Raw genomic sequence first — 16,850 nt, forward strand, 5'->3', positions numbered from 1 at the left:
GCGTACGGCTGACGCCCTCCGGACCTGTCACCGTACCGCGGGCGTCGGCTCAGTCCGGCCAGACGCCGTTCGCCAGGAAGTGGTCGAGCGTGACCGTGTACGGGGCGATGTCCAGGCCCTGTTCGGCGAGCCAGGTGTCCGAGTAGTACTTGTCGAGATAGCGGTCGCCCGGGTCGCAGAGCAGGGTGACCACACTGCCGGTGCGCCCCTCCGCGACCATCTCGGCCACGATCCTCAGCGCGCTCCACAGTCCGGTGCCGGTGGAGCCGCCCGCCTTGCGTCCGATGGCCCGTTCCAGGGCGCGTACGGCGGCGATGCTCGCCGCGTCGGGCACCTTCATCATCCGGTCGATGGCGCCGGGCACGAAGCTCGGTTCCATCCGGGGCCGGCCGATGCCCTCGATCCGGGAGCCTCGCTCGCTGCACGCCAGCGCGTCATGCCGGGTCCAGCCGTCGAAGAAACAGGAGTTCTCCGGGTCGGGGACGCAGATCCGGGTGTCGTAGAGCATGTAGTGGACGTAGCGGGCGATGGTCGCGGACGTGCCGCCCGTCCCCGCCGTGGCGACGATCCAGGCGGGTTCCGGATAGCGCTCCAACTTCAGCTGCTGATAGATGGATTCGGCGATGTTGTTGTTGCCCCGCCAGTCGGTGGCCCGCTCGGCGTAGGTGAACTGGTCCATGTAGTGGCCGCCGGTCCTGGCGGCCAGGCTCGCCGACTCCTCGTACAGCTTCCTCGCGTCGTTCACGAAGTGGCAGCGCCCGCCGTGGAATTCGATCAGCCGGCACTTCTCGGCGCTGGTGGTGCGCGGCATGACCGCGATGAACGGCACACCGATCAGCTTCGCGAAGTACGCCTCGGAGACGGCGGTCGATCCGCTGGACGCCTCGATCACCGGTTTGCCGGGCCGGATCCAGCCGTTGCAGAGACCGTAGAGGAACAGCGAGCGGGCCAGCCGGTGCTTGAGACTGCCGGTCGGGTGGGTCGACTCGTCCTTGAGATACAGGTCGATGCCCCACTGCTCGGGCAGCGGGAAGAGCAGCAGATGGGTGTCCGCCGAGCGATTGGCGTCCGCCTGCACCTTGCGTACGGCTTCCTTGAGCCACGCGCGGTACTCGGGATCGCTGCGGTCCACGTCGACGGTCGCCTCGGCCCCGCCGGCGGGCACCGTCGTCCCGTCCGTTCCGGATCTGTCTTGTCGCGTCATGCGCGCTCCCGTTCCTCACCCCGCCGACACCGGCCCCCCACGCTCCACAGTAAGGCCACCACCTGCGGAAACGTTGCCTTGGGGGATCCATAGCACTGGCTATTGGACGCCGCGGAAACCGCACTCTGGTGCCCGCCCGCGCAGTTGTGCAGACTTTCCTCAGGGGAACGGGCACGGAGGGGGCTGAAGGGCCATGTCGGAGCCGGAGTTCAGCGCGCGCGGGGTACGGATCGAACGGTGGCCCCGGTCCCTCACCCGGGCCGGCCAGGTCCTGATCCAGGACGGCAGGCTGGCGCTGCTGACCAGCTACGGCCGGGTGATCGACAGCGCCCCGCTGCGGGCCGTACGAGCGGCGAAGCCCTGGTTCGCGGGACGCGGCAGCACGGTCGCCACCGTCAACGGGACGCGCTACCGGCTGACCATGGGCCAGCGCGGCGCAAGGCCCGACGCGGCGGCGCTGGCGGGGCGCTTCCTGGAGGCCGTGAGCAGGGCGCGCCGGACGAACGAAGACTGACCGCCACGGGACAGCGCCCCGGCCCCGCCACGGCGCGGCGACAGCCTGCCGCGAGCCGCCGGGCTGCCGCGAGTTGCGGAGCCGGGTCCGCTGGTTCACTCTGGGTCTCACCTCACTCAGGGTTAACCGGTGGTGACGCTGCGATCCAGCCCCGCCGGCCAGGAACAGCAGCGAGTCATGTGCTGGATCCGTTCCTTCGTCTTCTTCCGGACCTCATTCGGGGAGTCGCAGCCGTGATCAGTCAGCCCAGCAGGCACTGCACGGTGGAGCTCCAGGCCCTGCCGTCGCGGATCGGTCAGGTCCGCAGAATCATCTCCGCCCAATTGCGCTACTGGCATCTCGACCCTTTGATCGACCACGCGGCACTCGGAGTCACCGAGCTGCTGACCAACGTTCACCGGCACGCGGAGCCGGACAAGATCTGCACCGTCGACGTCGAGCTGCTGCTCGAACGGCTCACGGTCTCGGTCAGTGACCACGACCCGCGGCTGCCGACGGTCACCGCCGCCCATCCCTTCGACACCTGCGGCCGCGGTCTCGCCCTGATCGCGGCGGTCAGCGAGAGCTGGGGCATACGTCCCCAGGGCGACACGGGGAAGAGCATCTGGTTCACGCTCCCCACTCCGCAGACCGCCCTGGCCCTGCCGCTCCGTACGGTCTACGGGGCGACGACCGACGGCCCCTTCCCCGGGACCGAGTACGGCGCCATCGCCCGGGAACACGGTCACGCCGCGGCCCGGTCTGCCGTGATCAGCTGACCGGGCGGCGCCCGAACGCCGCGCGTGCGCGCGCGGCGTCCCGGCACCTGTGGAGCCACCCGAATGGTCTACGACCGTCTCGTGCGGCGCCGAGGGCACGCAGCGGAGCGGCGGCCGGCGCTGAGCCCGATCCCCGGGGGTCAGCGGGTGAGCGCGCCGAGCGGGTCGTCGAGCACCGGCTGCCACGCCACTTCGGCCGCCCCCACCAGGCTGTTGTGGTCGAGCGTGCAGGGCAGGATGGGCACCCCGCCGCTACGGCCCCACAGGCTGCGGTCGGCGACAACGGCGCGCAGCCGTTCCGGATCGGCGTCGAGCAGCTCACGGTGGAGTCCGCCCAGGATGATCCGGTCGGGGTTGAGGATGTTGACCAGCCCGGCGAGCCCCAGACCCAGCCGGTCGATCAGCTCCTCGGTGGCTCCGCGTACGGCGGGGTCGGCGTATTCCGTACGGAGCAGATCGCGCGACTGCTGGAGCAGCGAGACCTCGGGGCCCGGGGTGCGGCCCGCCGTCGTGAGGAAGGCGAGCGGATCGGCCTCGACGTCGAGACAGCCCTTGCTGCCGCAGTAGCAGGGCCGCCCTTCGGGGTTGACCGTGAGATGGCCGACCTCCAGGGCGAGGCCCGAACTGCCGGTGTGCAGACGGCCGTCGAGGACGAGCGCGCCCCCCACCCCGCGGTGGCCGGTGGCGACGCAGAGCAGATGCCGGGCGCCGCGGCCCGCGCCGTGCCGGTGCTCGGCGAGCGCGGCGAGGTTGACGTCGTTGCCGGTGAACGCGGGCCCCTCGATGCCCGCGGCGCGTACCCGGTCGGCGAAGATCTGCCGGACGGGAGCGCCGGCCGGCCAGGCGATGTGCAGCGGGTTGAGGGCGGTGCCGTCCGGCTCGGCGACCGCCGAGGGTACGGCGAGGCCCGCGCCCACACAGCGTCTGCCACTGGCGCGCAGCAGTCCGGCCCCCGCCTCGACGACCTCGCCGAGCACCTGCGCCGGGTCGGCCGTGACCGTGGCGCGGACGGGCGCGGTGGCGACGATCCGGCCGCCGAGCCCGACCAGTGCGGCCCGGAAGCCGTCCGCGTGGATCTGCGCGGCCAGCGCGACGGGGCCCTTGTCGTCGACGGAGAGCCGGTGCGAGGGCCGGCCCTGGGAGCCCGCCGCGGCGCCGGGCCGGGAGTCGATCCGGATCAGCCCGAGAGCCTCGAGCTCCGCGGCGACGGCGCCGGCCGTGGCACGGGTGACGCCGAGCTCCGCCGTGAGCACGGCGCGGGTGGGAGCGCGGCCCGTGTGAACCAGTTCCAGTGCCGGGCCGAGCGCACCGCGGCCTCGCTCCAGCCTTGTCCGGGTGGTGGTCCCCTTGCCGTCCATGGAGGCGAGTCTCCCATGATCCGAAGGCGCTGCGGACGCCTTGTACCGATGGGGCCACGGCCCCTATGCTCACTTTGTGCCGCACCTAAACAAAATAAGGACCGCCGCCCCGGGGGGCCGGGACGGAGACCCCGGCGCCCGATCCTCCCTGTCCCGGCTCCGTATCGCGCTGACCGTGTTCTTCGCCCTCGACGGCTTCATGTTCGCCGGCTGGGTGGTCCGTATCCCCGTCATCAAGCAGCAGACCGGATCCTCGGCGAGTGACCTCGGGCTCGCCCTGCTCGGGGTGTCCGCGGGCGCCGTGGTGACGATGGTGTTCACCGGCCGGCTGTGCCGCCGCTTCGGCAGCCATCCGGTGACGGTGGCGAGCGCGGTGCTGCTCTCGCTGAGCATCGTGCTGCCGCCGCAGGCGCACTCGGCCCTGACGCTCGGCCTGGTGCTGCTGGTCTTCGGCGCCGCCTACGGGTCGCTCAACGTCGCGATGAACAGCGCGGCCGTCGATCTGGTCGCGGCCCTGCGGCGCCCGGTGATCTCCAGCTTCCACGCCGCGTTCAGCCTCGGCGGCATGGTCGGGGCGGGCCTCGGGGGACTGGTCGCGGGCGGCCTCTCCCCCACCGTCCACCTGTCCCTCCTGACCGGCGTCGGTCTGCTGGTCACGGCCGTGACCGGTCCCGCGCTGCTGCGGCACCCCGCGCCCGTACCGGAACGGGCGCGGGACGCGGAGGCCGAGAAGGCCCCGGAGCCGCGACAGCTCGACGGGCGCACCCGCCGGCCGGTCATCCTCTTCGGTGTGATCGCCCTGTGCACGGCGTACGGCGAGGGGGCGATGGCCGACTGGAGCGCGCTGCATCTCACCCAGGACCTCGACGCCAGCCCCGGGGTCGCGGCCGCGGGATACTCGCTCTTCGCCCTCGCCATGACGGCGGGCAGGCTGTCGGGTACGGCCCTGATGGAGCGCGTCGGCCAGACCCGCGCGCTGGTCGCGGGCGGCGCCACGGCCGCGCTCGGCATGCTGGTGGGCGCCCTCGCGCCGACCGCCTGGCTCGCGCTGCTGGGCTTCGCCGTGGCCGGGGTCGGACTCGCCAACATCTTCCCCGTGGCCGTCGGCCGGGCGGGCGCGCTGGCGGGGTCCGGCGGGGTCGCGGCCGCGTCCACGCTGGGGTACGGCGGCATGCTGCTGGGGCCGCCCGCGATCGGATTCCTCGCCGACTGGTTCTCACTGCCCCTCGCGCTGACCACGGTTGCCCTGCTGGCGGCGGCCGCCGCGCTCATCGGGTACTCAGCGCGGAACGTGCCGGCGCAGCCGGCGGATGAGTAGGCGTACTCAGGCACATCCGTTCGGCCGGTCCCACCCTGGAAGGACGCCATCTCAGGGGAGAACGTCATGAACGCACTACGGCTGACCGCACTCGCACGGCTGACCTTCGGCAATCGCGCCTCGCAGATCTATCTCGGCCTGGTCGCCGCGGTGACCGTGTTCGTCGCGGCCGACACGCTCTTCGTGCACCACGAGGACGCCTCGTTCGCCGGGGTGTGGCTGTTCTTCCTCGCCGCGCCGGCCATCTTCGCGTTCTTCATGGGCGGTGGACTGCTCGGCGACGCGGTCGCCGAGTCCGCCGGATTCCTGTACCCCGCGCTGGTGCTCTCGGTGCTGCTCCAGTCGGCGGCCCTGGGCGGCTTCGTCCGGCTGCTGCGCGACCGGCCGCGGACCGCCGGTCCCCGGGAAGCCTGACGCGCGGTGCGGGTCCTGCGGCGTTGCCCGCGGCGGCCGGGTCAGCCGAGCCAGCCCGGCCGCACGAGCCCCGACTCATAGGCCAGGACGACCAGTTGGGCCCGGTCGCGGGCGCCGAGCTTCACCATCGTGCGGCTGACATGCGTCTTGGCCGTGAGCGGGCTGACGATCAGCCGGCGGGCGATCTCCTCGTTGGAGAGACCGATACCGACCAGGGCCATCACCTCGCGCTCCCGCCCGGTGAGTGCGCCGAGCCCCGCCGAGTCGGCCGGCGCCTTGGAGCGGGACGCGAACTCCGCGATGAGCCGGCGGGTCACGCCGGGCGACAGCAGCGCGTCGCCGTCCACCACCGCCCGTACCGCGCGCAGCAGTTCCTCGGGCTCGGTGTCCTTCACCAGGAAGCCGGAGGCACCGGAGCGGATCGCCTCGAAGACGTACTCGTCCAGCTCGAAGGTGGTGAGCATGACCACCTTCACCGGGTCGAGCCGCGCGTCCTCGGTGATCCTGCGGGTGGCCACGAGACCGTCGAGCAGCGGCATCCGGATGTCCATCAGCACCACATCGGGACGCAGTTCGCGCACCCGGCGCAGCGCCTTCTCACCGTCCGCGGCCTCGCCAGCGACCTCGATGTCCGGCTGGGCGTCGAGCAGCGCGCGGAACCCCGCCCGTACCAGTGACTGGTCGTCGGCGAGCAGGACGCGGATCACGGTGTCTCCTTGGGCTTCAGGGGGAGCGTGGCCCGGACGCGGTAACCGCCGTCGGGTCGGGGGCCGGCCTCGATCGTGCCACCGAGCGCGGCCGCCCGTTCCCGCATCCCGACGAGACCGTTGCCGCCGCCGCCCGCGTCCCCGCCGGTGGCCGGGCCCTCGTCGTCGATACGGAGGTGGAGCACCCCGGACGCGTAGCCGAGCCCGACCCGCGCCGTACGGGAGCCGGAGTGCCGCACCACATTGGTCAGCGCCTCCTGGATGATCCTGAAGGCGGCCAGATCGGTGCCGGGCGCCAGCGCGACCTGCTTTCCGTCCCGCAGGACCTCGACCGTCAGGCCGGCGCCCGCGGCCTGTTCGACCAGTTCGGGCAGCCGGTCGAGGCCGGGGGCGGGGGCACGCGGGGCGTCGCCGGGGGTCCTGAGGGTGTCGAGGACCTGCCGTACCTCGCCGAGGGCCTCCTTGCTCGCCGCCTTGATGGTGGTGAGCGCCGTGCGGGCCTGTTCGGGGTCGGAGTCGAGGAGGGCGAGCCCGACGCCCGCCTGGACGTTGATGACCGAGATCGAGTGGGCGAGTACGTCGTGCAGTTCACGGGCGATGCGCAGCCGTTCCTCGTCCGTCCTGCGTTGCTCGGCGGCCGCGCGTTCGGCGCCTTCCCGTGCCCACTGTTCCCTGCGTACCCGGACGAGTTCGGCGGCGGCGCAGAGGGCGACCACGAAGGCGGCGACGACCAGCTCCTGCCCCCAGGGGGCCGCGTGGCCGTCCGGGGGCGGCAGCCATCGGTAGAGCCAGTGCGTGATCAGGAGATGGCCCGCCCAGAGCAGGCCGACGGCCCACCAGGCCGCCCGCCGGTGCCCCGCGACGATCGCGGCGAAGCAGGCGACCGCGACGGTGACGAAGACCGGGCCGTACGGATATCCCGCGCCGAAGTACACGAGCGTGAGCGCCGCGACGCCGAAGACACAGACGACGGGATACCTGCGCCGGAACAGCAGCAGGGCGGGGCCCGCGAGCAGCAGCAGCCGGGCGAGGACATCAAGGGGAACCCGGTCGCCCTGCTTCCCCGCGGCAAAGGCGGTCCCCAGCAGGACGAAGGCGGCCAGCAGCAGCGTGGAGGGCCAGGGCAGCCTGCCGCCCGGCCGCCCGGCCACCCACGGACGCCGCAGGAACGGTGGTCCGCCCTGTGCCCGGGGAGGCCCGCCGTGACGGCAGGGGTGACCGCCGCCCGGGCCCCGGCGGGGCTGCTGCTCTTCCATACCGGTCACGCTAGACGCGCCGGCTGCTCAGGGCGTCCACCGGGCGTGGCGGTCCTGCGTACTCCCCGGGGAGTACGCAGGACCGGGGGTCGGGTGGGCGGCGGGCGCGCCGGCCTCAGGCCAGGCGGCCGCCCAGCAGGCCGACGTCGTCCGCGAGGCGCCGTACGGCCTGGACGAACAGCTCGTCCCGGGCTGACACCACGCCGTTGAACTGGCCGAAGATCTCGAACGAGAGCAGGCCGAAGAGCTGGGCCCAGGCCGCGACCAGGCCGGCCACCACCTCGGGCGGCACTCCGGGGGCGAACCGGGCGGCCAGCCGCTGGGCCTCGGGGCGCAGCTCCTCGGAGAGCGGCGGGAGGGCGATCCCGTCCGTGCGGTGGGCCTCGCGGGCGACGGAGATCAGGGCGAGGGCGACCCGGGACGCGGGTTCGACGGTCAGCTGAGGCGCCGTATAGCCGGGCACGGGGGAGCCGTAGATCAGCGCGTACTCATGGGGGTGGGCGAGGGCCCAGGCACGGACCGCCATGCAGATGGCGGTCCAGCGGGCAGGATGGTCGACGGGACCGGCGGCGGCGAGCGCCTGCTCGGCGGCCGAGCCGACCGCGTCGTAGGCGTCGATGATGAGAGCGGTCAGCAGGTCGTCGCGGCTGGGGAAGTAGCGGTAGAGCGCGGACGACACCATGCCCAGTTCACGGGCGACGGCCCGTAGCGAGAGCTTCGCCGCGCCCTCGGCGGCGAGCTGCTTGCGCGCCTCGTCCTTGATGGCCGCCGTGACTTCGGCGCGGGCCCGTTCCCTGGCTCCACGGATGGTCGTCATGGAGAGCAGTGTGGCATGTTTCGGAGCACTGACCACAATAGAGAGCAGTGCTCTTGCTTTGGAGCACCATTCTGGCGCACACTGCTCTTGAACGAGAGCACCGCTCTCTGAATCTCCCTGGGGAGCCATCATGTCGCAGCCGTACTACCTCAAGCCCGACACGTTCACCGTCCGGATGAACAACGCGATCGGCCGGCTCGCCCGGCACGGCTTCAGCCTGCTCGGCACGGCCGAGCTCTCCGTACGCGGCCGCAAGAGCGGCCAGATGCAGCGCATCCCCGTCAACCCGCACACCCACGACGGCAGTCAGTACCTGGTCTCGGCCCGGGGCCACTCCCAGTGGGTGCGCAACATGCAAGCCGCGGGTGGCGGAGAGCTCCGGGTCGGCCGCAAAGTGCGGACCTTCACCGCGACCGAGGTCCCCGACGCCGAGAAGCTGACGATCCTGCGCACCTATCTGAAGCGCTGGGGCTGGGAGGTCAACCAGTACTTCCAGGGGGTCACCGCGAAGTCCACCGACGCGGAGATCCTCGCGGCGGCCCCCGACCACCCGGTCTTCCGGATCACGACAACGTCCTGATCCCGGTGGGCGCCGCTGACCACCGCGAACGCGCGCCCACCAAGGAGCCACCCACGACGGCTCAGCTCACTCCGGAGCGCCGGCCTCCTGTACGCCGGCCTCCTGCGCACCGGCCTCCTGCGCTCCGGCCGCGGGCGTGGCCGGCTGCCTTCGGTCCAGCACGTCCAGTCCGCGCCGGGCCAGCGGATGCGTCCGTACGAGAGCGGCCAGTGTGGTCGAGCCACGGGTGATGTCCGCGAACGCGTTCCAGGCCGGCCTGAGGCCGGTGATCGCCGCGTGCAGCAGTCCCGGCCGCCGCTCGAAGACGTTGAGCATCCTGCGGCCGACGCCCATCTCCACACCGAGACCGGCCTTGATGGCGAACGCGTAGTTCAGCGCCTGGCGGCGGGCGTCCACCGCGTCGTGCGACTCCGAGATCCGTACCGCCCACTCCCCCGCGAGCCGCCCGGACCGCAGGGCGAAGGAAATCCCTTCCCTGGTCCACGGCTCCAGCAGCCCCGCCGCGTCCCCGCACACCAGCACCCGGCCGCGTGACAGCGGCGAGTCGTCGCTGCGACACCGCGTCAGATGGCCGGACGAGACCGACGGTTCGAACCCGGCGAGCCCGAGCCGGGCGATGAAGTCCTCCAGATAGCGCTTGGTCGCCGCGCCCTCGCCACGAGCCGAGATCACCCCGACGGTGAGCGTGTCCCCCTTGGGAAAGACCCAGCCGTAACTGCCGGGCAGCGGGCCCCAGTCGATGAGCACCCGGCCCGCCCAGTCCTCGGCGACCGTCTCCGGCACCGGGATCTCCGCTTCAAGACCCAGGTCCACCTGGTCCATCTTCACACCGACATGAGCGCCTATCCGGCTGGCGCTGCCGTCCGCACCGACCACGGCGCGCGCCAGCACCGTCTCACCGTCCGAGAGGACGACGGCGACCGTACGGCGGTCGGGCACGGCGGGGCCGTGCTGCTCGACGCGCGAGACCGTCACACCGGTACGGAGCACGGCGCCGGCCTTCTGCGCGTGTTCCACCAGACTCGCGTCGAACTCCGGGCGGTTGATGAGCCCGAAGAGCATGCGCTTGGAGCGGCGCGTGCGGGCGAGCTTCCCGTTCAGCGAGAAGGTCACCGCGTGCACACGGTCCTTGATCGGAAGCTCGAAGCCCGGGGGCAACGAGTCGCGCGAGGGCCCGATGATCCCGCCCCCGCAGGTCTTGTAGCGGGGCAACTCGGCTTTCTCCAACAGCAGCACCTGACGGCCCGCCACCGCCGCCGCGTATGCCGCGGAGGCTCCCGCCGGTCCTGCGCCGACCACGACGACATCCCACACCGGCTCGTCGTGCTCGCTTCCGGCGTCTGCGTTCTCGCTGCTCACGATGTGCTTCTGCTCCTGATCCGACCGGTGGCCCCTGCTGTCGAACGGCATCCTACGGCGCGGGCGCGACGAGCCTGCTGTGGGAGGATCGCCCATGCCTTCGATGTACACCCGGCTGAACAACGTCGTACCCACGAGGAGCGTGCCCATGACCGTGAATCCGATCGCCGAAACCGTAGCGTCCCTGATGCCCCGCGCGCGTGCGGAACTCACGGAGCTGGTGGCCTTCCGTTCGGTGGCGGATCCTGCGGTGTTCCCCAGGAGCGAGTGCGAGGCCGCCGCTTCCTGGGTGGCGGCCGCGCTGCGTTCCGAGGGGTTCCAGGATGTCGCGGTGCTCGACACACCGGACGGCACACAGTCCGTCTACGGTCTGCTGGCAGGGCCCGAGGACGCGCCGACGGTGCTGCTCTACGCCCACTACGACGTCCAGCCGCCGCTGGACGAGGCCGCCTGGCTGACACCGCCGTTCGAGCTGACCGAGCGCGAGGGCCGCTGGTACGGACGCGGGGCGGCCGACTGCAAGGGCGGCTTCCTGATGCATCTGCTCGCTCTGCGCGCCCTGAAGGCCAACGGCGGTGTGCCGGTGAACGTCAAGGTCATCGTGGAGGGTTCGGAGGAGCAGGGCACCGGCGGCCTCGAACGCTACGCCGAGGCGCACCCGGAGCTGCTGGCCGCCGACACCGTCGTCATCGGCGACTGCGGGAACTTCCGGGTGGGGTTGCCGACGGTCACAGCCACGCTGCGCGGCATGACGCTGCTGCGCGTCCGGATCGACACACTCGAGGGCAATCTGCACTCGGGCCAGTTCGGCGGGGCCGCGCCGGACGCGCTCGCCGCCCTCATCAAGGTCCTCGACTCGCTGCGCGCCGAGGACGGTTCCACCACCGTGGACGGTCTGGCCGCCGATGCCGGCTGGGACGGACTCGACTACGCGGAGGCCGACTTCCGCACGGACGCCAAGGTGCTCGACGGCGTCGCACTGATCGGCCACGGCTCGGTCGCCGACCGGATCTGGGCCCGCCCCGCCGTCACCGTACTGGGCATCGACTGCCCGCCGGTGGTGGGCGCGACCCCGTCCGTCCAGGCGGGCGCGCGGGCGCTGGTCAGTCTTCGGGTGCAGCCGGGCCAGGACGCCACCGAGGCGACCGAGCTGCTGACCGCGCACATCGAGAAGCACACTCCGTGGGGCGCGCGGGTCGCGGTGGAACACGTCGGCCAGGGCCAGCCGTTCCGTGCGGACACCGCCAGCCCGGCGTACTCCGCGATGGCCGACGCGATGCGCGTCGCGTACCCGGGCCAGGAGATGCAGACCGCCGGCCAGGGCGGCTCCATTCCGCTCTGCAACACCCTGGCCGCGCTGTATCCGCAGGCGGAGATCCTGCTGATCGGGCTGAGCGAACCGGAGGCGCGGATCCACGCGGTGAACGAGAGCGTCTCGCCGGAGGAGCTGGAGCGCCTCTCGGTCGCCGAGGCGCACTTCCTGGTCAACTACGCCCAGTCCAAGCAGAGTTGAGCGCGAGGCCGAGCCGACCGAGCTGACCGAGCCGAGCGGATTCAGCGGACAGCGGAGATCGCCGAAAGCGTAGAACCGTACGGCGGACGGGCCCGGCTGCGTACGTTCACCGTATGGACCACCTCATGGAGCTCGTGGACATCAGTCCCCGCCTGCACATGCTCCGCTTCCCGATCGGCCAGGCCTATCTGTGGCGCGACGGCGGGGAACTCACCCTCGTCGACGCCGGCCACCGGGACGCCGCGCCCGAGATCGAGCGGGCGATCAGGAGTCTCGGGCTGAGCCCCGACGCGCTCCGCAGGATCGTCCTCACCCACTGCCACCGCGACCATGTGGGCGCCGCCGGGGAGCTGGCGGCGCGGTACGGCGCCGAGGTGCTCGCGCACCGGCTGGACTCCCCCGTCGTACGCGGTGAACGGCCGGTGCCCCAACCGGTGCTGCTGGACTGGGAGATCCCGCTGTACGAGCACGGGCTGACGGTGCCGGAGGCGCCGCCCACCCGGGTCGACCGGGAGCTGGACGAAGGCGACGAGCTGCCTTTCGGCGACGGCGCCCGGGTGCTGCACACCCCCGGGCACACCGACGGCTCGATCGCCGTCCATCTGCCGCGCCACGGCGTGCTGTTCGTGGGTGACACCCTCGCCGCGGTGGGCGAGATCACGCTGGGCGTCTTCCATGTGGACCGGGAGCGCGCCCAGGAGTCGATGCACCGGCTCGTCGCGCTCGACCCCGCCCCGTCCACGGTCTGTTACGGCCACGGCGATCCCACGCCCGGCTTCGGCGGCCTTGCTCCCTCCCCGGGGACGTGACGGGCCCGATCCACCGGACAGGCCCTGGCCGGGCGGCTCAGCCCACCGGGACACCGTCCTCCAGATAGAGCACCGTCCCGCGCTCCCTGGCGCGCAGGGCCCAGCGCAGCCGCTCGTAGCGGGCGGGCGGCAGCAGCTCGGCCGCCTCCTCCTCGCCGACGAAACGCCAGCCCCGCAGCTCAGGTCCCGGCAACCGCAGCCCCCCGGCCACCTGTTCCGGCAGCCGGCCGCCGTCGAACAGCAGCCGCAGCCCGCCGTATCCGGGCGGCCGCGGCGGTTCCCAGTCGGCGACCAGCAGCCGGGGCACCTCGGTGAGTTCGATGCCTATCTCCTCGGCGACCTCACGTATGCCGGCGCCGGCGGGCGCCTCGCCGGGCTCCACCACCCCGCCGGGGAACTCCCAGCCGGGCTTGTACGTGGGATCCACGAGCAGCACCCGGTCCCGCTCGTCGAAGAGCAGCACCCCGGCCGCGAGGGTCTCGGCGGTCGGCTCGGGCGTCTGCACGATCTCGCAGACGCCGGCCGCGCCGGTCCGTACCGCCGCGGCGAGGCACACCGCGGTCTCCCGCGGCGTGAGGGCGCTGTTGTCGACGGCATGGGCATCACCGCGGAGCCAGCCGAGCGCCGCGCGGTAGGGCTCGATGTGGTCGTAGCACCACTGCCGGGTCCGCTCGTTCACCTCGGCGTCGGCGTCGATGTCCTCACGGAACGCGATCCGGTCGCGCAGGATCGTTTCCTCAGTAGTGAGAAGCACATGCCGGACCGGGATGCGCCGCGAGGCGAGACCGCCGAAGATCTCGTCGCGGTACTCCTGGCGCAGCAGGGTCATGGGGATGACGAGCACCCCGCCCACTTCGGCCAGCAGCGCCGCCGCGGTGTCCACCACCAGCCGCCGCCAGATCGGCAGGTCCTGGTAGTCGCTCACCTCCGCGAGCCGCTTCTGCGGCAGCAGCCGCGCCACTTCGCCGCCGAGCAGCTCAGGGTCGTACAGGGTGCTGTTCGGGATCAGGTCGATCAGTTCGCGTGCGGTACTGGTTTTGCCCGCTCCGAACGCACCGTTGACCCAGACGATCACGGTTCCCCCTCTTCCGTAGCCCCCAGAGGACTGCCCGCAACACCCTGCCACGGAAACCCCCGGCGGGATCAGTGCGCCCGATCGGCCACCCGGCTGTATCCGAGCTGTGGCCGGTTCGATGTCATCCTGAGGCCGGGCGCAGCGTCTCATGTACAAGCCGTTGTACAAGCCGATGTCCATGCCGGGCCGTAACACATCCCCGAGGACCATCGTTGGAATCGATGTGACGAGGGGGTACCCAATGCGCCGTACGGTGCTGGAAAAATTTCCCGCGGGTGGGCCGCGGGGCAGTTGGCCCGCGGAGGAGTTCGCGCGGGCGCGGCGGGACGAGGGAATGCCGGCCGAGGTCGTGATGGATCTCGACGCGGACCTCTTCCTCGTCGTCGTACCGCAGCAGGCGACCGAGTCCTAGGGCGTGTTGCGACCAGCGATGTCTGCCCCACCCGGTCCAAGAAAGCCCGAAATGTCCAGAACGCCGACCGCCACAGCGGGCTTTGGCGTGCCCGCAGGCGGGCCCGTACCCGCGCGGGCGGCGCCCGGTCCGCGTCCGCGCGTCCGGCGGCCCGCCCCGGTCCTCGCTCTGGTCCTCGCCCTGGCGGGCCTCACCGTCTCGCTGTCCGCCGGCCCCGCGACGGCCGACAGCACCGCCTGCACGCACCACTTCTCCGGGCCGCAGATCTGCGTCCGGCTGGACGGGCACGGCGGCCGGAACGCGGTCACCGGCATCTGGACCAATCCGCCGGCGCGTGTCGTCTCCCGCGCGGTGTCGCTGTTCAGGAACGGAACACGCGTCGATACGGCGCTCGCGACCCGGTCCGGCAAGGCGCTGACCCACACCTGGCCGAGCGGGGACACCGGGACCGGCACCGAGCTGTGTGTGAAGTTCCGCGGCAGCAGGCGCATGGCCTGCCAGACGACCAGCTGAATGGCGTCCGGGCGTCCCGGCGCGGGCTCAGCCGCTGACCGTCGCCGCCGCCTCGCTCCGGTGCCCGAGCGCGGCGGCGGCCGCCGCGCCGACCAGGCCCGCGTCCATTCCGGTCAGCGCCGGGGCGACCTTGAGCTGCCGTACGAAGGAGAGGGTGGCGTAGTCCCGCAGGGAACGGCGCAGCGGGGCGAAGAGCACCTCGCCCGCGTTCGCCACTCCCCCGCCGACGACCGCGATGCCGATCTCGACCAGCGTGGCCGTCGCGGCGATCCCGGCGGCCAGCGCCTGCGCGGCCCGGTCGAAGGAGGCTATCGCGACCGGATGGCCCGCCCGGGCGGCGGCGGCCACCGCGGCCGCGGAGGTGTCACCGTCGGGGCCCGGCCGCCAGCCGCCCTCCAGCGCGCGGCGGGCGATATTGGGCCCGCTGGCGATCCGCTCCACACAGCCGCGCCCCCCGCACGGGCAGAGATCGCCGTCCAGGTCCACGCTGATGTGGCCGATGTGGCCGGAATTGCCGGTCGGTCCGGGGTGGAGCTTCCCGTTCAGGACGAGGCCGCCGCCCACGCCGGTGGAGACCACCATGCACAGCGCGTTGTCATAGCCGCGGGCCGCGCCCTGCCAGTGTTCCGCGGCGGTCATGGCGACCCCGTCGCCGACGAGCGTCACCGGCAGCCCTCCGGTGGCCAGCCGCACCCGCTCCACCAGCGGAAAGCCCCGCCAACCCGCGACATTGACCGGGCTGACCGTACCGGCGGAGGCGTCCACGGGACCGGCGCTGCCGATGCCTATCGCCGTGACCGACGCCCAGAGCGGGGACGCGGACAGGTCGGCGAGGACCTCCTCGACGGCGCGCATCACCGTCTCGCCGTCCTCCCTGGCGGGCGTCGGCCGCTGCGCCCGGACGAGGATCCTGCCGCCGCCGTCCACCAACGCGCCGGCGATCTTGGTGCCGCCGATGTCGAGTGCCGCAACGGGGTCGGTATGCATCGGTGTCGGATCTCCAGAGGATGAGGCGCCCTCGCGCGTGCGAGGGGCGGGACATGAGCGGACCTGCGGCTTCGATGAACAGTCTCCATTCACCTGACAACGTTGTCCAGGGCCTATGCTCGTCGCCACCGCCTTGGATGGCAAACCAACGGCAAACCGAACGACGACAGGACAGCGCACTGTGGCCGACACCCCCCGCCGCCCCGAGCCCCGTTACGGCAACCGGCCCACGATGAAGGATGTGGCCGCGCGCGCCGGAGTGGGGCTCAAAACGGTCTCCCGCGTGGTCAACGCGGAGCCGGGTGTCACCACCGACACCGAGCGCAGGGTGCAGGAGGCCATCGACGCGCTGGGCTTTCGCCGCAACGACTCGGCGCGCGTGCTGCGCAAGGGCCGTACGGCGAGTATCGGCCTGGTCCTGGAGGATCTGGCCGACCCGTTCTACGGTCCGCTGAACCGCGCCGTGGAAGAGGTGGCCCGCGCCCATGGCGCGCTGCTCATCAACGGCTCCAGCGCGGAGGACCCGGACCGCGAACAGGAACTGGTGCTCGCGCTCTGCGCGCGCCGGGTGGACGGGCTGATCGTGATCCCGGCCGGGGACGACCACCGCTATCTGGAGCCGGAGATCAAGGCCGGGGTCGCGACGGTCTTCGTGGACCGGCCGGCCGGCCGGATCGACGCGGACGCGGTGCTCTCCGACAGCTTCGGCGGCGCCCGGTCGGGCACGGCCCATCTGATCGCGCACGGTCATCGCAGGATCGGCTTCATCGGTGACCAGCCCCGGATCCACACGGCGATCGAGCGGCTGAGCGGCTACCGCACCGCGATGGCCGACGCGGATCTCACGATCCACGACGACTGGGTCTCGCTCGGTACGACCGCGCCCGAGCGGGTGCGGGAGGCCGTCGTGGCGATGCTCGGCGGACCCGAGCCGGTCACGGCGATCTTCGCGGGCAACAACCGTGTGACGGTGACGGCGGTACGGGTACTGGCCGCGCACCACCGTCCGGTCGCCCTGGTCGGCTTCGACGACATCGAGCTGGCCGATCTGCTCGACCCCGGCCTCACGGTCATCGCACAGGACGCCGCCACCCTGGGTCGTACGGCCGCGGAGCGGCTCTTCCACCGGCTCGACGGCGCGGCCGACGCCCCGTCACGGGTGGTGCTGCCGACGCGGCTGATCGCCCGCGGCTCCGGCGAGATCCCGCCCCCGGCCGACGCCTGAGACGTACGCCCGCCCCGCCCCGGACAGGGCC

General features: G+C 72.3%; 18 protein-coding genes. 10 read left to right on the plus strand and 8 right to left on the minus strand.

The window, feature by feature from the left end; all coding sequences use genetic code 11:
• Window positions 1-49: 49 nt before the first annotated feature.
• Window positions 50-1,204 carry a PLP-dependent cysteine synthase family protein gene (locus tag ACZ6MZ_RS13165; RefSeq protein WP_469351676.1) on the minus strand — a complete coding sequence of 385 codons (1,155 nt, stop codon included), beginning with the start codon at window positions 1,202-1,204 and terminating at the stop codon, window positions 50-52.
• A 193-nt stretch (window positions 1,205-1,397) separates the two neighbouring features.
• Here ACZ6MZ_RS13165 and ACZ6MZ_RS13170 point away from each other — a divergent pair, with 193 nt between their 5' ends.
• Window positions 1,398-1,718: a hypothetical protein gene (locus ACZ6MZ_RS13170; protein ID WP_469351678.1), complete on the plus strand. Its 321-nt coding sequence runs from the start codon at window positions 1,398-1,400 to the stop codon at window positions 1,716-1,718.
• Between the two features lie 233 nt (window positions 1,719-1,951).
• A complete protein-coding gene (locus tag ACZ6MZ_RS13175; protein WP_389792001.1) occupies window positions 1,952-2,476 on the plus strand; it encodes an ATP-binding protein in 525 nt (174 codons plus the stop codon).
• 140 nt (window positions 2,477-2,616) lie between these two features.
• Here ACZ6MZ_RS13175 and ACZ6MZ_RS13180 read toward each other — a convergent pair whose 3' ends face one another.
• A complete protein-coding gene (locus ACZ6MZ_RS13180) occupies window positions 2,617-3,834 on the minus strand; it encodes an ROK family protein (RefSeq protein ID WP_384186080.1) in 1,218 nt (405 codons plus the stop codon).
• A 76-nt stretch (window positions 3,835-3,910) separates the two neighbouring features.
• Here ACZ6MZ_RS13180 and ACZ6MZ_RS13185 point away from each other — a divergent pair, with 76 nt between their 5' ends.
• Together ACZ6MZ_RS13185 and ACZ6MZ_RS13190 are read left to right on the plus strand one after the other, a co-directional pair.
• Entirely contained in the window at window positions 3,911-5,152 is a 1,242-nt protein-coding gene (locus tag ACZ6MZ_RS13185; protein ID WP_469351681.1) for an MFS transporter, read from the plus strand.
• Between the two features lie 66 nt (window positions 5,153-5,218).
• Window positions 5,219-5,566 (plus strand): SCO4225 family membrane protein, encoded by a 348-nt coding sequence (locus tag ACZ6MZ_RS13190; RefSeq protein ID WP_389792006.1) that lies wholly within the window; start codon window positions 5,219-5,221, stop codon window positions 5,564-5,566.
• A 41-nt stretch (window positions 5,567-5,607) separates the two neighbouring features.
• Here ACZ6MZ_RS13190 and ACZ6MZ_RS13195 read toward each other — a convergent pair whose 3' ends face one another.
• From ACZ6MZ_RS13195 to ACZ6MZ_RS13205, 3 genes are all read right to left on the minus strand, one after another.
• Entirely contained in the window at window positions 5,608-6,273 is a 666-nt protein-coding gene (locus ACZ6MZ_RS13195) for a response regulator transcription factor (protein WP_469351683.1), read from the minus strand.
• Entirely contained in the window at window positions 6,270-7,529 is a 1,260-nt protein-coding gene (locus ACZ6MZ_RS13200) for a sensor histidine kinase (protein WP_469351686.1), read from the minus strand. The genes ACZ6MZ_RS13195 and ACZ6MZ_RS13200 overlap by 4 nt, the downstream gene beginning before the upstream one ends.
• A 115-nt stretch (window positions 7,530-7,644) precedes the next feature.
• Window positions 7,645-8,346: a TetR/AcrR family transcriptional regulator gene (locus tag ACZ6MZ_RS13205; protein ID WP_469351688.1), complete on the minus strand. Its 702-nt coding sequence runs from the start codon at window positions 8,344-8,346 to the stop codon at window positions 7,645-7,647.
• 130 nt (window positions 8,347-8,476) lie between these two features.
• On the opposite strand from ACZ6MZ_RS13205, the gene ACZ6MZ_RS13210 reads away from it, so the two are divergent.
• Window positions 8,477-8,926 carry a nitroreductase family deazaflavin-dependent oxidoreductase gene (locus ACZ6MZ_RS13210; protein WP_389675562.1) on the plus strand — a complete coding sequence of 150 codons (450 nt, stop codon included), beginning with the start codon at window positions 8,477-8,479 and terminating at the stop codon, window positions 8,924-8,926.
• A gap of 66 nt (window positions 8,927-8,992) precedes the next feature.
• Here the strand turns inward: ACZ6MZ_RS13210 and ACZ6MZ_RS13215 are convergent, their stop codons facing one another.
• Window positions 8,993-10,285 (minus strand): geranylgeranyl reductase family protein, encoded by a 1,293-nt coding sequence (locus ACZ6MZ_RS13215; RefSeq protein ID WP_389792269.1) that lies wholly within the window; start codon window positions 10,283-10,285, stop codon window positions 8,993-8,995.
• A 148-nt stretch (window positions 10,286-10,433) separates the two neighbouring features.
• Between ACZ6MZ_RS13215 and ACZ6MZ_RS13220 the strand changes: the two genes are divergently transcribed.
• Together ACZ6MZ_RS13220 and ACZ6MZ_RS13225 are read left to right on the plus strand one after the other, a co-directional pair.
• Window positions 10,434-11,798 (plus strand): M20/M25/M40 family metallo-hydrolase, encoded by a 1,365-nt coding sequence (locus ACZ6MZ_RS13220; protein ID WP_469351690.1) that lies wholly within the window; start codon window positions 10,434-10,436, stop codon window positions 11,796-11,798.
• Between the two features lie 125 nt (window positions 11,799-11,923).
• Window positions 11,924-12,607: an MBL fold metallo-hydrolase gene (locus ACZ6MZ_RS13225; RefSeq protein ID WP_469351798.1), complete on the plus strand. Its 684-nt coding sequence runs from the start codon at window positions 11,924-11,926 to the stop codon at window positions 12,605-12,607.
• 37 nt (window positions 12,608-12,644) lie between these two features.
• On the opposite strand, the gene ACZ6MZ_RS13230 is transcribed toward ACZ6MZ_RS13225, so the two are convergent.
• On the minus strand, window positions 12,645-13,682 hold the full coding sequence (locus tag ACZ6MZ_RS13230) for an NUDIX hydrolase (RefSeq protein ID WP_384186055.1): 1,038 nt from the start codon (window positions 13,680-13,682) through the stop codon (window positions 12,645-12,647).
• A gap of 241 nt (window positions 13,683-13,923) precedes the next feature.
• On the opposite strand from ACZ6MZ_RS13230, the gene ACZ6MZ_RS13235 reads away from it, so the two are divergent.
• Together ACZ6MZ_RS13235 and ACZ6MZ_RS13240 are read left to right on the plus strand one after the other, a co-directional pair.
• Window positions 13,924-14,094 (plus strand): hypothetical protein, encoded by a 171-nt coding sequence (locus ACZ6MZ_RS13235; protein WP_384186053.1) that lies wholly within the window; start codon window positions 13,924-13,926, stop codon window positions 14,092-14,094.
• 51 nt (window positions 14,095-14,145) lie between these two features.
• On the plus strand, window positions 14,146-14,607 hold the full coding sequence (locus tag ACZ6MZ_RS13240) for a hypothetical protein (RefSeq protein WP_469351692.1): 462 nt from the start codon (window positions 14,146-14,148) through the stop codon (window positions 14,605-14,607).
• 27 nt (window positions 14,608-14,634) lie between these two features.
• Here the strand turns inward: ACZ6MZ_RS13240 and ACZ6MZ_RS13245 are convergent, their stop codons facing one another.
• On the minus strand, window positions 14,635-15,594 hold the full coding sequence (locus ACZ6MZ_RS13245) for an ROK family protein (RefSeq protein ID WP_469351693.1): 960 nt from the start codon (window positions 15,592-15,594) through the stop codon (window positions 14,635-14,637).
• Window positions 15,595-15,826: 232 nt separating this feature from the next.
• Between ACZ6MZ_RS13245 and ACZ6MZ_RS13250 the strand changes: the two genes are divergently transcribed.
• Window positions 15,827-16,819 carry a LacI family DNA-binding transcriptional regulator gene (locus ACZ6MZ_RS13250; protein WP_384186234.1) on the plus strand — a complete coding sequence of 331 codons (993 nt, stop codon included), beginning with the start codon at window positions 15,827-15,829 and terminating at the stop codon, window positions 16,817-16,819.
• Window positions 16,820-16,850: the final 31 nt, after the last annotated feature.

The organism is Streptomyces sp. NPDC042201, from assembly GCF_055582185.1.

Excerpts from the sequence above, each read along its gene's own strand:
- ACZ6MZ_RS13165 (WP_469351676.1), bottom strand. The coding sequence starts at position 1,204 with ATGACGCGACAAGACAGATCCGGAACGGACGGGACGACGGTGCCCGCC.
- ACZ6MZ_RS13170 (WP_469351678.1), top strand. The coding sequence starts at position 1,398 with ATGTCGGAGCCGGAGTTCAGCGCGCGCGGGGTACGGATCGAACGGTGG.
- ACZ6MZ_RS13180 (WP_384186080.1), bottom strand. The coding sequence starts at position 3,834 with ATGGACGGCAAGGGGACCACCACCCGGACAAGGCTGGAGCGAGGCCGC.
- ACZ6MZ_RS13190 (WP_389792006.1), top strand. The coding sequence starts at position 5,219 with ATGAACGCACTACGGCTGACCGCACTCGCACGGCTGACCTTCGGCAAT.
- ACZ6MZ_RS13200 (WP_469351686.1), bottom strand. The coding sequence starts at position 7,529 with ATGGAAGAGCAGCAGCCCCGCCGGGGCCCGGGCGGCGGTCACCCCTGC.
- ACZ6MZ_RS13205 (WP_469351688.1), bottom strand. The coding sequence starts at position 8,346 with ATGACGACCATCCGTGGAGCCAGGGAACGGGCCCGCGCCGAAGTCACG.
- ACZ6MZ_RS13210 (WP_389675562.1), top strand. The coding sequence starts at position 8,477 with ATGTCGCAGCCGTACTACCTCAAGCCCGACACGTTCACCGTCCGGATG.
- ACZ6MZ_RS13220 (WP_469351690.1), top strand. The coding sequence starts at position 10,434 with ATGACCGTGAATCCGATCGCCGAAACCGTAGCGTCCCTGATGCCCCGC.
- ACZ6MZ_RS13225 (WP_469351798.1), top strand. The coding sequence starts at position 11,924 with ATGGAGCTCGTGGACATCAGTCCCCGCCTGCACATGCTCCGCTTCCCG.
- ACZ6MZ_RS13235 (WP_384186053.1), top strand. The coding sequence starts at position 13,924 with ATGCGCCGTACGGTGCTGGAAAAATTTCCCGCGGGTGGGCCGCGGGGC.
- ACZ6MZ_RS13240 (WP_469351692.1), top strand. The coding sequence starts at position 14,146 with ATGTCCAGAACGCCGACCGCCACAGCGGGCTTTGGCGTGCCCGCAGGC.
- ACZ6MZ_RS13245 (WP_469351693.1), bottom strand. The coding sequence starts at position 15,594 with ATGCATACCGACCCCGTTGCGGCACTCGACATCGGCGGCACCAAGATC.
- ACZ6MZ_RS13250 (WP_384186234.1), top strand. The coding sequence starts at position 15,827 with ATGAAGGATGTGGCCGCGCGCGCCGGAGTGGGGCTCAAAACGGTCTCC.